The sequence below is a fragment of the Streptomyces sp. NPDC111516 genome, from assembly GCF_055635345.1.
In genome coordinates, this window is record NZ_JBVKBV010000019.1 from 132,264 (window position 1) to 147,761 (window position 15,498).

11 protein-coding genes and 1 pseudogene are annotated in these 15,498 nt (G+C 69.9%); 4 read left to right on the forward strand and 8 right to left on the reverse strand.

Features of this window, described 5'->3' with window-relative positions; all coding sequences use genetic code 11:
- Positions 1 to 196 precede the first annotated feature (196 nt).
- Positions 197 to 1,672: a transcriptional repressor NsdA gene (gene nsdA, locus ACZ7L9_RS28825; protein WP_471419664.1), complete on the reverse strand. Its 1,476-nt coding sequence runs from the start codon at positions 1,670 to 1,672 to the stop codon at positions 197 to 199.
- A 422-nt stretch (positions 1,673 to 2,094) separates the two neighbouring features.
- On the opposite strand from nsdA, the gene ACZ7L9_RS28830 reads away from it, so the two are divergent.
- Positions 2,095 to 2,754 carry a bifunctional DNA primase/polymerase gene (locus tag ACZ7L9_RS28830; protein WP_471419666.1) on the forward strand — a complete coding sequence of 220 codons (660 nt, stop codon included), beginning with the start codon at positions 2,095 to 2,097 and terminating at the stop codon, positions 2,752 to 2,754.
- 125 nt (positions 2,755 to 2,879) lie between these two features.
- On the opposite strand, the gene ftsY is transcribed toward ACZ7L9_RS28830, so the two are convergent.
- Positions 2,880 to 4,097, reverse strand: coding sequence for a signal recognition particle-docking protein FtsY (gene ftsY, locus ACZ7L9_RS28835; protein ID WP_471419667.1), 1,218 nt, complete (start codon positions 4,095 to 4,097; stop codon positions 2,880 to 2,882).
- Positions 4,098 to 4,566: 469 nt separating this feature from the next.
- Here ftsY and ACZ7L9_RS28840 point away from each other — a divergent pair, with 469 nt between their 5' ends.
- Entirely contained in the window at positions 4,567 to 5,544 is a 978-nt protein-coding gene (locus tag ACZ7L9_RS28840; protein ID WP_471419669.1) for an LLM class flavin-dependent oxidoreductase, read from the forward strand.
- 64 nt (positions 5,545 to 5,608) lie between these two features.
- On the opposite strand, the gene ACZ7L9_RS28845 is transcribed toward ACZ7L9_RS28840, so the two are convergent.
- The 4 genes from ACZ7L9_RS28845 to ACZ7L9_RS28860 all read right to left on the reverse strand — a co-directional run bounded on the left by ACZ7L9_RS28845 (position 5,609) and on the right by ACZ7L9_RS28860 (position 12,161).
- A complete protein-coding gene (locus tag ACZ7L9_RS28845; RefSeq protein WP_471419671.1) occupies positions 5,609 to 7,027 on the reverse strand; it encodes a sugar porter family MFS transporter in 1,419 nt (472 codons plus the stop codon).
- Positions 7,028 to 7,253: 226 nt separating this feature from the next.
- Positions 7,254 to 10,898 (reverse strand): AAA family ATPase, encoded by a 3,645-nt coding sequence (locus ACZ7L9_RS28850; RefSeq protein ID WP_471419673.1) that lies wholly within the window; start codon positions 10,896 to 10,898, stop codon positions 7,254 to 7,256.
- A 330-nt stretch (positions 10,899 to 11,228) separates the two neighbouring features.
- A complete protein-coding gene (locus tag ACZ7L9_RS28855; protein WP_148839554.1) occupies positions 11,229 to 11,441 on the reverse strand; it encodes a hypothetical protein in 213 nt (70 codons plus the stop codon).
- A 438-nt stretch (positions 11,442 to 11,879) separates the two neighbouring features.
- Entirely contained in the window at positions 11,880 to 12,161 is a 282-nt protein-coding gene (locus ACZ7L9_RS28860; RefSeq protein WP_266748902.1) for an acylphosphatase, read from the reverse strand.
- A gap of 145 nt (positions 12,162 to 12,306) precedes the next feature.
- Here ACZ7L9_RS28860 and ACZ7L9_RS28865 point away from each other — a divergent pair, with 145 nt between their 5' ends.
- The gene (locus ACZ7L9_RS28865; RefSeq protein WP_471419674.1) at positions 12,307 to 13,263 is read left to right on the forward strand and encodes a CAP domain-containing protein; all 957 of its coding nucleotides are present in this window, start codon (positions 12,307 to 12,309) and stop codon (positions 13,261 to 13,263) included.
- 64 nt (positions 13,264 to 13,327) lie between these two features.
- A complete protein-coding gene (locus tag ACZ7L9_RS28870; protein WP_471419675.1) occupies positions 13,328 to 13,732 on the forward strand; it encodes a winged helix-turn-helix transcriptional regulator in 405 nt (134 codons plus the stop codon).
- An 18-nt stretch (positions 13,733 to 13,750) separates the two neighbouring features.
- On the opposite strand, the pseudogene ACZ7L9_RS28875 reads toward ACZ7L9_RS28870, so the two are convergent.
- Positions 13,751 to 14,727, reverse strand: a pseudogene (locus tag ACZ7L9_RS28875) (IS481 family transposase).
- Positions 14,728 to 14,893: 166 nt separating this feature from the next.
- Positions 14,894 to 15,498, reverse strand: a 605-nt coding sequence (locus tag ACZ7L9_RS28880) for a transposase (RefSeq protein ID WP_471419676.1), incomplete at its 5' end; no start/stop codon positions are given.

The following is a 15,498-nucleotide window of genomic DNA, read 5'->3' on the forward strand; positions in this document are numbered from 1 at the left end:
CGTACAGGAACTCTCCCGTACGGGAACGGCAACGCGAACCGGCCACGCCGACCACCCTCTGACCTGGCAATCGGGGGAGCCGAAGTCGGTCTGTACGGGGTGGTCGCCGTGGCCGGGGTCTGGGGTGCGGCTCAGGGTCTGTCGGGTGACCTCTGATCGGGCAGCCACGCCCGATCAGAGGTCACCCGACTGACTCTCAGGCCGCTTCAGCGGTTTCGGGCAGCTGCTCGGTGAGGAGGTCGGTGAGCCTGGCGACTTCCGGAATGTCTCCGAAGTCCCTGGCCGCGGTGTCGACGGTCTTGCGGAGCCGGGTGTTGACGCGTTCGGAGCGGATCTTCTTGGCGACCAGCAGCGCTTTCTCGGCCAGCCCCGTGGACTGTTCGGGTTCGCGCTGGAGGAGGTGGACGGTGGCGAGGCCGATCAGGTTGAGTGCGTACGACCGCTGGTGCTCGTCGTCCTCGCCGAAGAGCCGGACGGCCTTCTTCATGAGGGGTTCGGCGAGCGTGGCGTACGTGGGGCTGCGGCCCGCCACGTAGGCGAGGTCGCGGTACGAGTGGGAGTTCTCGCCGTGGAGCTCGGCCTCGGAGAAGAAACGGATCCAGTCGGGCTCGGGCTCGCCGTCGATCCCGATGTCGTCGAAGGTGTCCTCGGCCATCCGGACGGCTCGTTTGCACTTGCTGGGCTGGCCCATGTTGGCGTACGCGCGGGCCTCCATCGCATACAGCATGGCCTGGGTGCGCGGAGTGGCGCAGTCCCGGCTGCCGTACTGCGCGAGATGGATCAGTTCGAGGGCGTCGTCGGGGCGTCCGAGGTGGATCATCTGGCGGCTCATGCTGGACAGAACATACGAACCGAGCGGTTTGTCACCGGCCTCTTTCGATGCGTGGAGCGCGAGGACGAAGTACTTCTGGGCGGTGGGCTGGAGGCCGACGTCGTAGCTCATCCAGCCCGCCAGCTCCGCCAGTTCCGCCGCGCAGCGAAAGAGCCGCTTCGCGGTGGCCGCCGGCTGCGATTCCTGCAACAGGTCGGTGACCTCGTGGAGTTGTCCGACGACGGCCTTGCGGCGCAGTCCGCCGCCGCACTGCGCGTCCCACTGGCGGAACATCACGGTGGTGGACTCCAGCAGATCGAGCTCGGGGGCGGAAAGCCGGGAGGGGCGACGGGCCGCGGCGGCCGATTCCGGTTCCTCGTGTCCGTTGGCGGTGACGGGCACCAGCCAGCGCTGCATGGGCTCGATCAGGGCGGGCCCCGCGGCCAGGGCGAGCGAGGAGCCGAGGAACCCGCGGCGGGCGAGCATGAGATCGCTGCGGGAGAACTCGCTGAGCAGGGCGACGGTCTGCGGGCCCGCCCAGGGCAGGTCGACGCCGGACACGGACGGTGACTGGTGCGCCGAGCGCAGTCCGAGGTCCTCGACGGCGACGACGGAGCCGAAGCGCTCCGAGAAGAGCTCGGAAAGGATGCGCGGGATCGGTTCGCGCGGCTGCTCACCGTCGAGCCAGCGCCGCACCCGGGAGGTGTCGGTGCTGATGTGGTGGGCGCCCATCTGGCGCGCCCGGCGGTTCACCTGCCGTGCCAGCTCACCCTTCGACCAGCCGCTGCGCACGAACCATGAGCCCAATTGCCCATTGGGGCGCTTACCGGCATTCGAATCGCCTGCGCCGCTGCCACTCACTGGAACGCCCCCATCCGCCGAATACTGTCGCGCGAACCATTACCAAATTGCCCTGATCCGATGCTGCCCATACGAAGGTTGCGCACGATCGAACTGGAAATCGAGTTGCCTCGGGCATACCCACGGCCGCACATACTTCCACGGTTCGCGTACCGACGGTAATCCTACGATCACGCGCTCGGCGAGCGCGATTACAGAAACGCCACCATTCGCCACCCCTTCGGATGAACGCCATCACCGCCGGGCGCGATTCACTTGACACACGGCGATCAGCAGTGGACGCGGTGATGCGCGGCGGGGCACGCGAACCATGTCGCACCACCCCGAGTGCACCGGCGCACCACGGATCGGCACTGACGACGGAGCGTCACGACTGCGCTCTGGGTCGTAACCACCGGCGAGCCGGACCCGTTGGAGGGGGCATGGGCTTCACGATCGGCGGCATCCGTGAGATGCGCACCGGCTCACGGCGTCGCGGCCGCGCGGCCGAGTGCACCGCAGTGGCCGAGTACACAGGGCTGTGGGGCTGGGCCGTCGCGCCGGGGGCGCGGGCCACGGCCGGCCGCTGCTCGTGCGGGGAGGTGCGGTGCCCCTCCCCCGGCGCCCATCCGCTGGACTTCGTCCCCGAGGTCCCCGCGGGCGCCTCGCTCGACATGGCGGCGGATGCCTGGGCCCGGGTGCCGGGCGCCTCGATGCTGCTGCCGGTGGGCCGCACCTTCGACATCCTCGACGTCGCCGAGGCGGCCGGGCGCCGGGCCCTGGTACGCCTGGAGCGGATGGGGCTGCCGCTCGGCCCGGTCGCGGTGACACCGGCCGGGCGGGCACAGTTCTTCGTCGCCCCGGGGGCGGCCGCCGAGCTCCCGCAGCTGCTGTACCGGATGGGCTGGGACGACGCGGGCCTGGACCTGCGGGCGCTGGGGCCCGGCTGCCATATCACCGCCCCGCCGTCCGACGAGGGCGGTCTCGGTCCGGTCCGATGGCTGCGCCCGCCGGTGCTGGACACGGCGGCCTCGCCGCCGCAGGCGCGGCTGCTGCTGGGCACGCTGGCGTACAGCTGCCATCGCGCGCCCCTCTGCGGCTGAGAACCGCCGCCGCTTGCGCGGAGGGGCGGGGTACCCGTTGGTGGCTGCTCCGCACAGCGCAAGAGCCCGACCGCGGCTGCATCCCGCGGTCGGGCTCTTCGCGTACAGGTACGCGCGAGGAGGTGTCAGTCTCCGATCAGGGCGTCCACGAACGCCTCGGGCTCGAACGGAGCCAGATCGTCCGGCCCCTCGCCGAGACCGATGAGCTTCACCGGTACGCCCAGTTCGCGCTGGACGGCGACGACGATGCCGCCCTTGGCGGTGCCGTCCAGTTTGGTGAGGACGATGCCGGTGATGTCGACGACCTCGGCGAACACCCGGGCCTGCACCAGGCCGTTCTGTCCGGTCGTGGCGTCGAGGACGAGGAGGATCTCGTCGAGCGGACCGTGCTTCTCGACGACCCGCTTGACCTTGCCGAGTTCGTCCATGAGCCCGGTCTTGGTGTGCAGCCGGCCCGCGGTGTCGATGAGGACGACATCGGCACCCTCGGCGATGCCCTCCTTCACCGCGTCGAAGGCGATCGACGCGGGGTCGCCGCCCTCGGGGCCGCGCACGGTGCGGGCGCCGACGCGCTCGCCCCAGGTCTGGAGCTGATCGGCCGCGGCGGCCCGGAAGGTGTCGGCCGCGCCGAGCACGACGCTGCGGCCGTCGGCGACGAGCACCCGCGCCAGCTTGCCGGTGGTGGTGGTCTTGCCGGTTCCGTTGACGCCGACGACCATCACGACGCCGGGGGTGTCGACGCCGCTCTCCGTCTTGACCGCACGGTCGAAGTCGGTGCCGAGCAGGGTGATGAGCTCCTCGCGCAGCAGCGCGCGCAGCCCTTCGGGGGTACGGGTGCCGAGGACGCGGACGTGTTCGCGGAGCCGCTCCACCAGTTCCTGGGTGGGCGCGACGCCGACGTCGGCGGTGAGGAGGGTGTCCTCGATCTCCTCCCAGGTGTCCTCGTCGAGATTGTCGCGGGACAGGAGCGTGAGCAGCCCCTTGCCGAGGGAGTTCTGCGAGCGGGCGAGCCGGGCACGCAGCCGGACCAGTCGGCCCGCGGTGGGCTCGGGCACTTCGATGGCGGGGGCGACGGGCGCCTCCGGCTCGACGGCCTCGACGACCTCGGGGGCTTCCTCGGCGGGAGCCTCGGCCGCCGGGGGACCGACCTCCTCGACGGTGCGGCGCGCTTCCTCGCGCGGTACTTCGGCTTCCTCGCCGATATGGGGCTCGGGAGGAGTGATGGTCGGCGTGCTCGACGGTGCCGGGGGCAGCTGCTTCTTCTTGCGGCTGCTGACCACGAGCCCGCTGATCACGCCGACCGCGACCAGGGCGATGACTACAGCAAGGATGACGAATTCCATAACCCACCCAGTATCAGTCACGGCCGCCCGCGCGGGCCGCCCCGAAGGATCACCCCGCACCACTTTGGGCGTTATGCACCTTTTGGGGGTAACGATACGATCCCGCCGCGCGGCCTGGAACCCGTCCCCGAGAACGAGCACACCGGCCGGGCCCGGACCCTCTTCCCCACCTGGGCCGGCGCGAACCCGACCGCACTACTGCTCCATGGGTGCGGGGCTCATCGCCATCGACAGAGCTCTTCACCGGCATGGAGCGGCTCTCCGGCCCGTTCACAGACGGACGGATCGGACGCCACGGGCCGGGCGGGACGGCCGTGATCGCCGCCTCCGCCGCACTGTACGCACTCCTGCCGCGGCCCGCCGAGAGGGGTCGCGGGGGTGCCCCGGAGTGACGCACCCCTACACTTCTGACGGAACGTCAGCTAGTGTCCCGCCTCGCCGAGCCCGCCCGACGAAGAGGACAAGCGCCATGGCGTTCACCGTGGTCCGGTTCAATCTGGTCGATCCCGCCGCCACCCCCGAGTCGCTCTCGGCCCGCTACCGCGCCGCGCTGGAGATGGCCGCGTACGCCGACGAGCACGGCGTCGACACCGTACAGACCGAGGAACACCACGGCGCCGCCAACTCCTGGCTGCCCTCCCCCTTCGTCTTCGCGGGCTCGGTCTTCGGCGCCACCCGCCGGATCGCGGTCACCGTCTCGGCGGTCATCGGTCCGCTGCACGACCCGCTGCGGCTGGCCGAGGACATCGCGGTCCTGGACCTGCTGAGCGCGGGCCGGCTCGTCACGGTGGCGGGGATCGGCTACCGGCCCGAGGAGTACGAACAGGCGGGCGTCGAATGGGGCAGGCGCGGCAGGCTCCAGGACGAGCTCCTGGAGACCTTGCTGCGGGCGTGGACCGGGGAGCCGTTCCCGTACCGGGGCCGTACGGTCCGGGTCACGCCCCGCCCGTACACCCAGCCGCATCCGCTCCTGCTGGTGGGCGGCAGTTCGCGGGCGGCGGCCCGGCGGGCGGCCCGGTTCGGACTGCCGTTCTTCCCTAGCGCGCATCTGCCCGAGCTGGAGGCGTACTACCACGAGCGGCGTGCGGAGTTCGGGGCGGACGGCTTCTGCATGATGCCGTCCGCCGCGACGCCGCTGCTCCATGTGTCCGAGGACCCGGACCGGACGTGGGCGGAGTACGGCGGACACTTCCTGCACGAGGCGCGTACGTATGCCTCCTGGCAGTCCAAGGACATCCGCTCGGCGGTCCGTTCGGCAGCGACGACCGTGGCGGAACTGCGGGACGAAGGGGTCTACCGGGTCGTCACACCGGATGAGTGTGCCGGTGTGGCCGGGGACCTGGACAGCCTGGTGCTCCATCCGCTGTGCGGCGGGATGCCCGTCGAGGAGGGATGGCGCAGTCTGCGGCTGTTCTGCGAGGCGATCGCGCCGCGCAACCGCCCCTGACCACCGCAGGGCCCCGGGTGCGGGCCGGGGGCCTTCCGGAATCGTGGATCGGGGCAGCGGGGGATCAGCCCATCTCCTCCAACGCCTTGCCCTTGGTCTCCTGCACGAACTTGAGCACGAAGGGGATCGAGAGCGTGGCGAAGCACGCGTAGATGATGTACGTACCCGACAGGTTCCAGTCGGCCAGGCTCGGGAAGCTCGCGGTGATCGCCCAGTTGGCGATCCACTGCGCGGACGCGGCGACGCCGAGCGCAGCGGCGCGGATCTTGTTCGGGAACATCTCGCCGAGGAAGACCCAGACGATGACGCCCCACGACAGGGCGAAGAAGAGCACGAACACATGGGCGGCGACGAGCGCCACGATGCCCTGGGTGTGGGGCAGTCTGCCGCCGACCAGGGGCGCGGAGAAGGCCCATGCCTCGAAGCCGAGGGCGATGGCCATACCGGTGGAGCCGATCAGCGCGAGCGGCTTGCGGCCCACTCGGTCCACCAGCACCATTGCGATGACGGTTCCGATGATGTTGATGATCGACGTGGTGAACGAGTACAGGAACGAGGCCGACGGGTCGATGCCGACGGACTGCCAGAGCGTCGCCGAGTAGTAGAACGCCACGTTGATGCCGACGAGTTGCTGGAAGACCGACAGGCCGATACCGACCCAGACGATCGGCAGAAAGCCGAAGCGGCCGCCGAGCAGGTCCTTGAACTTGGATTTGTGCTCCCGGTGCATGGCGGTCTCGATCTCGGTCACCCGGGCATCGAGGTCGACGCTCTTGCCCTCGACCTCCTCCAGGATCTTCCGGGCCCGGTCCTTCTTGCCGACCGAGATCAAAAACCGCGGCGACTCGGGGATCGCGAACGAGAGGAGCCCGTACAGAACGGCGGGGACGACCATCACACCGAGCATCCACTGCCAGGCTTCGATGCCGCCGATCCTGCCGCGCTGGTCCCCGCCGGCGAACTGCAGAATGCCGTAGTTGACCAGCTGAGAGATGGCGATGCCGATGACGATCGCGGCCTGCTGGAAGGAGCCGAGCCGGCCGCGGTAGGCGGGCGGCGAGACCTCGGCGATGTACGCCGGGCCGATCACCGAGGCCATGCCGATGGCGAAGCCGCCGATGATGCGCCACATCGCCAGGTCCCAGAGCGCGAACGGGAGCGCGGAGCCGACGGCGCTGATGGTGAAGAGCACGGAGGCGATCCGCATGCAGCGGATGCGGCCGATGCGGTCGGCGATGCGGCCCGCCGTGGCCGCGCCGATCGCACAGCCGATCAGCGCGATGGCGATGACCTCGGCGAGCGTTGCCGAGCCGATGTCGTACCGGCTGCGGATCGCCTCGACGGCGCCGTTGATGACGGAGCTGTCGTAGCCGAACAGGAAGCCGCCCATCGCCGCGGCAGCCGTGATGAAGATGACATGACCCAGGTGGTCCGGGTGGGCCCCTCGGGATCCGGACGCCGGTCCCTGCGCTGTGCTGGTCACTTGAACTCCTGATGCCTGGCCGCGTCGTCAGGTGTGGGGGCGAGCTCTTGTGGGGGAGCGAGCTCTTCCAAGTGGCGCATAACTTCTCAACTGTCACCACATGAACGTAAAGACGACTGTGCAGAGAATATGCGTTCAAGTTTCGAAGTCAAGAAGGCGTATTTAGCACAACTCTACTCAAAGCTCCCAAAAAGGGCATAGAAGTGTTGAAGATTAAGTCAAGGGATCAGCGCAGCCGCTGGCTGATGACCTTGGAAACGCCGTCGCCCTGCATCGAGACGCCGTACAGCGCGTCCGCGACCTCCATCGTCCGCTTCTGATGCGTGATCACGATCAGCTGAGAGCTCTCCTGGAGCTCCTCCATGATCCGGATCAGCCGCTGCAGATTGGTGTCGTCGAGCGCCGCCTCGACCTCGTCCATCACGTAGAACGGGCTGGGCCTGGCCTTGAAGATCGAGACCAGCAACGCCACCGCCGTGAGTGAGCGTTCCCCGCCGGACAGCAGCGAGAGTCGCTTGACCTTCTTGCCCGGCGGCCGGGCCTCGACGTCCACACCGGTCGCGAGCATATTGTCCGGGTCGGTCAGGACGAGCCGCCCCTCGCCGCCCGGGAAGAGCCGCGAGAAGACGCCCTCGAACTCACGCGCCGTGTCCCGGTACGCCTCGGTGAACACCTGCTCGACCCGCTCGTCGACCTCCTTGATGACCTGTATCAGGTCGGCCCGGGTCTTCTTCAGGTCTTCGAGCTGCTCGGAGAGGAACTTGTGCCGCTCCTCCAGCGCCGAGAACTCCTCCAGGGCGAGCGGATTCACCTTTCCGAGTTGCTGATACGCCCGTTCGGCCGACTTCAGCCGCTTCTCCTGTTGGGACCGGATGAACGGCTTCGGCTGGTTGCGCGGGTGCTCGGGGTCCTCCGGCAGCTCCTCGCCCTCGGCAGGCGGTGACGGCGGTACGAGCTGGTCGGGGCCGTACTCGGCGGCCAGCCCGGCCGGCTCGACGCCCAGCTCCTCCAGCGCCTTCGTCTCCAGCTGTTCTATCCGCAGCCGCTTCTCGGCACCGAGCACCTCGCCGCGGTGGACGGAGTCGGTGAGCTTGTCCAGCTCGCTCTTGAGCTCGCGGCCCTGATTGCGCTCGGCCGCCAGCTCCCGTTCCCGCTCCGCCTTCGCCGCCTCGGCCGCGACCCGCTCCTGCCCGGCCCGCACGACGGACACCTCGACGTGGGCCAGCAGCTGACGGGCGCCGGACGCGACGGCCGAGGCCACCGCCGCCTCGTGCCGCAGCCGGGCGCGGCGCTGCTCGGCGCGGGCCCGGGCCTCGCGTTCGGCGCGGGCGCCCCGGTCGAGGGCGTCCGCGCGGCCCGCGAGTCCCTTGACCCGCTCCTCGTGGGTACGGACCTGGAGGCGGGCCTCCATCTCGGTCTGGCGGGCGTTGGCACCGTCGGCGGCGAGACGGTCGCGTACGGAGGTGTCCGGCTCCTCCTCGACCGGCATCTCCTCCGCGACGAGCAGCCGCTCGGCCAGTTCCTCGGCCTCCTCCGTCGCACGTTCGAGGGCCTCCTGGGCACGGGCGGCGGACGCGGTCGTCCGTTCGGCCTCGCCCGCGGCTCCGCGGGCCTGACCGGCGAGCCGGCCGAGCTGCTGGGCCACCCCGGACTTCTCCCGCTCGGCTGCCCGGCGCCGCTCCCCCAGCTCCTCGACGAGTCCGGCACACGCGCCGTGCCGCTCCCCGGCTAGCCGCTGCGCCTCGGTCAACTCCGCGCACCGCACGGCCAGTTCCTCCAGCTGGGCGGCGGCCTCGTCGACCGACGCCTGTACTTCGAGGAGGCTCGGCGCTCCGGCGGAACCGCCGTGCGCGAAGTGCGCCGAGAGGATGTCCCCCTCGGCGGTGACGGCCGTCAGCTCCGGGCGTGCGGCTACGAGGTCCTCGGCGTCCTCCAGGGTGCCGACGACCACCATGTCCCGCACCAGCCTCCGTACGGCGCCCACCAGTTCAGCCGGCCCACCGACGAGGCCGGCGACGGCGGGCGGACCTCCGGCGAAAACTGCGGTCACATTGTCCCCACCAGCGCCAGAGGCAACACTCGCACCAGAGCCACCAGAGACACCAGAGACACCAGAGCCATCGCCGGCCACACCGGGAACAGACACCCCGCCGAGCAACAGCGCCGCCCGCCCCGCGTCCTGCTTGCGCAGCAGCCGGATCGCGTCCGCCGCCGTGGCCGGGTCCGTCACCGCAACCGCGTCCGCCGCCGTGCCCAGGGCCGCCGCCACCGCCACCTCGTACCCCGGCTCCACCGTCAGGAGTTCCGCGGCCGGTCCGAGCAGGCCGGACAGACGGTCCCCCGCGCCGAGCAGGGCACCGGTGCCGTCCTTGCGGCGCAGGCCGAGGGCCAGCGCCTCATGGCGGGCCGCGACCGCCGCCCGCTTCCGTTCGGCGGCAGTGGCCGCCTCCCGGGCCGCGGCGAGCGCCGCCTCCGCCTCGGCGAGTTCCCGCTTGGCGGCGTCGTGCCGCGCGCCCAGCTCCGCATCGCCCGCGTCCAGGCCCTCGACCTCGGCCTTGAGCTGCTCGTACTCCTCCTGGGCAGCCACCGCCCGCTCCCGCGCCTCGTCGCGGGAGGCGGCCAGCCGGTCGATCTCGGCCTGCGCCGAACCGGCCCGGCTGCGGGCCGCGTTGACCTGCCCGTTCAGCCGGGCGAGTCCTTCACGGCGGTCCGCGATGGCCCGCGCGGCATCCTTGAGCCTGCGCTCCTCGGCCGCCAACTCCCGTTCCAGATCGGCGCGATGGGCGGCGGTGTCCTCCAACGCACGTTCCGCCGCCTCCAGCGCGGCCGCCAGCTCCGCCTCCTGCTCACGGATGCGGGCGGCCTCCCGCTCCATGCTTTCAGGGTCCCTGAATCCCGTGCCGCGCCGCTCCTCCTCGGGGGCGGCGGAGGCGCTCTTCACCCGGGCGTCGGCCAGCGAGATCGTGCCGCGCACCCGCTCGGCCAGCTGCGACAGCTCGTACCAGGTCTGCTGAGCCCGCTGGAGCCGCGGGGCCAGCCGTCGTACCTCGTCCTCCAGCTCCGCCTCGCGCGCCAGCGCCGCCTTGAGCTCCGCCTCCGCGGCCTCCCGACGCTGCTTGAGCGCCGCTTCGTCGGCGATCTCGCTGCGCAGCGCGGTATGCAGCCGCACCAGGTCGTCGGCGAGCAGCCGCAGCCTGGCGTCGCGCAGATCGGCCTGGATGACGGCGGCCCGGCGCGCCACGGCCGCCTGTCGACCCAGCGGTTTCAGCTGCCGTCGCAGCTCGTCGGTCAGGTCCTGGACGCGGGCCAGATTGGCTCCCATCGCGTCCAGTTTCCGCAGCGCCTTCTCTTTCCGCTTACGGTGCTTGAGCACGCCCGCGGCTTCCTCGATGAATGCGCGCCGCCCCATCGGATCGGCGTGGAGGACGGAGTCCAGCTGGCCCTGACCGACGATGACGTGCATCTCCCGGCCGATACCGGAGTCCGAGAGGAGTTCCTGGATGTCCAGGAGCCGGCAGGTGTCGCCATTGAGCTGGTATTCGCTGCCGCCGTTGCGGAACATGATCCGAGTGATCGTCACTTCGGCGTACTCGATGGGCAGCGCACCATCGGAATTGTCGATGGTCAGCGATACTTCCGCCCGGCCGAGCGGCGGCCGCCCGGTGGTGCCGGCGAAGATCACGTCCTCCATCTTGCCGCCGCGCAGGGATTTGGCTCCCTGCTCCCCCATGACCCAGGAGAGCGCGTCCACCACATTGGACTTACCGGACCCATTGGGGCCGACGACACACGTGATACCGGGTTCGAACCGCAGCGTCGTGGCGGAGGCGAACGATTTGAAACCACGCAGGGTCAGGGCCTTGAGGTGCACGCCGCCGGACTCTACCTTTCGCTCTCGGTTTCGCTGATGAAGGTGCAGGGCACATCAGACGGTAAGGGAAGGGGTGTACGTCCGGGGCGGGTACGCACAGCTCCGAGCAGAGATGTCCGAGCACAAAAGAAAGAAGGGACGCCGAAGCGCCCCTTGTAAATCTTGTGCGGTGTTGCGTGCGGTATTACTCATGCAGCGGCATTGACGGATCAAGGATGTGTCACGAAGGTGACAGATCAAGAGCAGTGATCTTCAATGATCCGGCGACGATCCAGGTGATGATCTCTGACGGCTGACGCGTACAGCCCGACCGGCCCCGAAGGCGATCGGTCAGGTCAGCGCCGGCTCCGCCTGAGGTACGTCGATGTCGATGCTGTCGAGCAGCGACTCTTGGTGCTGGGCGGCGGCATTGAGCGCGTCGTTCTCACCCTGAATCCGTACGAGCTCGGATTCGAGGTCCTGGACGCGTTGCTGGAGCCGTCGCATCTCGGCGAGGAGTCGCGGGTCGGAACCGCCGACGTAACCGAGAAGCGCCTTTGCCATGATGGATGGTCCTCCACACTGAGTGACCGACCGATGCGGTGTGGGTCGTGAGGGAATCGCACCCGCGGTGCTCGGCAGTGCTCTGTATTCACTGCTGTTCTGCTGCCAAACAGCTCTGCCGAACAGCTGCGGTGCGCGGGGATTTCAGCGTCTCACCAAAAAGTTTGACGGTCAACACGATCACGCCCTGTAGAGGCGGGCTGCCCTGGGGCGCGCGGCTTGACGATCATGCGGCGCGACTCTCCTGCGGGGCCCTCGGGGGCGTGGAGATCATCCTTACTGCCGCAGCCTGGCACGCCAACCGAATCTTGGCAACCACCGGGTCATTCCGCAGGTCATTTCATGTGTACGCAGATGAGCGCCCCGCCGCGTCACCGCACGCCACCCTTCGAACACGGTCCGAACGCAGCCCCCGATCCGGAGCCGGACGGGCCCGGATCAGCGGATCGCGAAGCCGTCGTAACCGCCGCGCGGGGTGTCCCATATCTCAGTGACTCCGTCAACGCGCCCGGGTGTGTCGTCCGAGCGCAGCCAGTCCAGCAGGCGGTGGCAATTCTCACGTCGCCCCTCGGCGACGACCTGCACCCTGCCGTCGTCGAGATTGACGGCGAAGCCGGTGAGACCGCCGATCTCCAGAGCATTTGCCCTGGTGAACCAGCGGAACCCTACTTGCTGTACTCGGCCGCGTACCCACGCGGTGAGCCGTACGTCTTCGTTCATGCCTGAACGCTAACCGGCGAATTGCTCGCGGAGCACTTTCTGCCGAGAGGCCATGGCGTACAGTCCCGTCGCAATAACCTCACCCCAATGGGTGAGGCGTGTTGACGCCGAGACCGGCGTCCAGACCGTCAGAAGGGCTCAGCAGATGGGACGCCATCGACGCTCCGCCGCGGCTCCTGCCGTTCAGGACCGCGCGGCGGTGGACCCGGGGCGCCACCGCGGTGCGCGCCACGGGAAGCGGACCGGGACACCTGTTCGTACCTCACTGATCGGCGTCTCCGCCGCCCTCGCCGTGGGGGCCGTCGCGGTCGCCTCCGGTCTGCTGCCGGGCGGCGACGCCTACACGGCCGGCGGTGGCGCGGCCGCGGACCAGGTGCGTACCGAAGGGGTCCCGGACCCGCTGGGCCGGGGCGGCTCGACCACTGCGCCTGACGACCGCGCCAGTGCGTCCGCCCAGGCCAGCCGCGGTGTCGGGCGGGCAGACGGCCCGACGAAGGCGAAGTCCCCCGCCGGATCCCCGTCGTCCGCCACGCCGTCGAGGACGTCCGAGCCGACCGGGCGGACGAAGCCGTCCCCGTCGACCACCGCACCGACGTCGTCGAAGGCCGCCGAGCCGGAAGCCTCGAAGAGCACCGCGCCGGCGACGGTCGAGAAGTCGTCCGCCGCGCCGGATGCCCCCGCCTCCTCCGCTCCGGACGCCCGCCGGTCCGCGGCGCCGGCCGCCGCCACCTCTGCCCGGGCCGCCGTGCTCGCCCTGGTCAATCAGGAGCGCTCGAAGGTCGGCTGCAGCCCGGTGGCTGCCAGCGCCTCACTGGCCTCGCTCGCGCAGAATTTCAGCGACGACATGGCTGCCCGAGGCTTCTTCGACCACACCGACCCCGATGGCCGGACCCCCTGGGACCGCGCCTCCAAGGCCGGAGTGCAGGGGCTCGGCGGCGAGAACATCGCCCGCGGCCAGGCCGACGCCCAGGCCGTGATGGACACCTGGATGAACAGCGCCGGCCACCGGGCAAACATTCTCAACTGCGACTACAAGACACTCGGTGTCGGCGTGCACTTCGGTGCGGGCGGCCCCTGGTGGACCCAGGACTTCGGCTTTTGAACTGCCGCTCACCGGGAGAAAGCGCACCCGGGCAGTGAGCGCTGCGCGGGCGTAGGCTGTCGGAATGGACGAGAAGACCCGTCTGGACGCCCTCGCCTTCGACGTGTTCTCCAGGCAGTGCCCTTCACGCGGCACCTTGGAGCATGTCACCGGGCGCTGGGGCAGTCTGACGCTGGGAGCCCTGTTCGACGGCAGTTTCCGCTTCAACGAGCTCCGTCGCCGGGTCGACGGGGTGAGCGAGAAGATGCTCTCGCAGACGCTCCACGCCCTGGAGCGGGACGGTCTGGTCCGCCGCGAGGCCCAGCCGACCAATCCGCCGCGCGTCGACTACGAGCTGACGCCGCTGGGCCGGCAGGTCGCCGAACGGCTGCTCGCGCTGATCGAGCTCGTCGAGGGCCGGATGCCCGAGGTACTCCGGGCCCGTGACCGGTACGACGAGACCCACCAGCGCCCGGAGGTCCCGGCCTAGCTAACTAGGTGTACTTGGTCATGACGTTGGTGACAGTCGGCTGATCGGGGGCTGGCCGCCGAGCGCGGTGTGTCGGCGTCCAGTGTTGTAGAAGGTCAGCCACGGCGCCAGTGCGCGGGAGCGTGCGGTGTTGCTGGTGAACACCTGGTGGTAGGCCCATTCGGTTTGCAGGGTGCGGTTGAAGCGCTCGACCTTGCCGTTCGTCCAGGGGCAGTGGGGGCGGATGAACCGCTGCTGGGCGCCGAGGTCGGCCACGGCCTGCCGGAAGGCGGTGCTCTTGCGGTAGGCCCAGGCGTTGTCGGTGATGACCCGTTCGATGCGGTCGATGCCATGGGCTGCGAAGAAGGCCGCGGCGCGGGTGAGGAAGCCGGCGCAGGTCTCTGCCTTTTCGTCGGTGTGGATCTCGGCGTAGGCCATGCGGGAGTGGTCGTCGACGGCGGCGTGGACGTAGTCGTAGCCGATCCGGGCCTGCTTTTGCGCGTACGTCTTCCCGGCTTCACGGCCGTGGGCCCGCCATCCCCCGCCGTCCGGGATCCGTCCGATCTTCTTGACGTCGAGGTGGATCAGTTCCCCGGGCCGGTCACGTTCGTAGCGGGCGTGAGCGCGGCGTTCGGCGCGGATCGGCTGTCCGGTCAGCGGGTCGCACGAGGCCAGGCGGGGCATGCCTGGCGGTGCAGGATGCGCGTCACCGTCCGCGCGGGAACGCCGGTTTCCGCAGCGAGGAAGTCCGGACCGCGCCGGTGAGAACGCCGTGCGTCGAGCACCACGGCCTCGACATGCTCGGGAGTACGTCTCGGGCAAGTGCGGGGCCGGCTGGAGCGGTCATGCAGACCGTCCCACCCCTCGGCCCGGAAGCGGGCCACCCACCGGTGCGCGCACTGCCGTGAGACTCCCAGCTCCTTGGCCACATGCGCGACAGGACGCAGGTCCTGCACGACACGGCGTACCAGAACGCATCTGCCGTGAAAGGTCAGCCGGGCATTAGCGTGGGCCATCAAGACCTCCGGTTGTGGTGAAGACAGGCATCTCCACTACGCCCGGAGGTCTCTTCTTGATCAACTACCGACGCGCGTAACCAACCTCATGGCCGAGTACACCTAGAAGACTCATGAAGATCTTGGTGAGGGGCTGTCCGGCCGTAGGCCGGGCAGCCCCTTTTCGCTATGCGGTGGCCGGGGTGAGGTGCCAGCTGCCGTTGGTGCGGGTGAGTCCGAGGTTGATCAGTCGGCGGAGGTTGAGGGCGGCGGCGCGGTGGTGGAGCCAGAGGTTGTTGGCGATGACGCCGCGGTAGGGGACCCGGCGGTTTCCCTTGGCGACCAGCCAGGCGATGGCGCGTTCGACCGGGGGCCGCCATCTGCGGTATTCGTCCTGCCAGACGGGGTCGGTGGCAGCTTGGTGGCGGGCTGCGGTGAGCAGTTCGTGCTGGGGGTGGACGTTGAGGGTGCGCCCGGTCTTGGAGGTGGTGCAGCGTCCGCGCAGGGGACAGTCGGTGCACGCGCGCTTGAACTGGGCGGTGCGAGTGCCGTCCGCTTTGACCTGTCCGAGGTTGGCGGTGTGTCCGGCCGGGCAGGTCGCGGTGCCGGCCGCCGCGTCGACGTGGAAGTCGTCGATGGTGAAGCCGCCGGGGATGGCCTGCCGCAGCGGTGGCGGCTTGATCACCAGGGTGTGGCCGTCGGCCTGCAGGTGTGCGCGCAGGTCGCCGGTGCCGTATGCGGAATCACCGAGCACGGTTAACTCCTGGCCCTCGTCCTCGTCGGCCAGCAGAT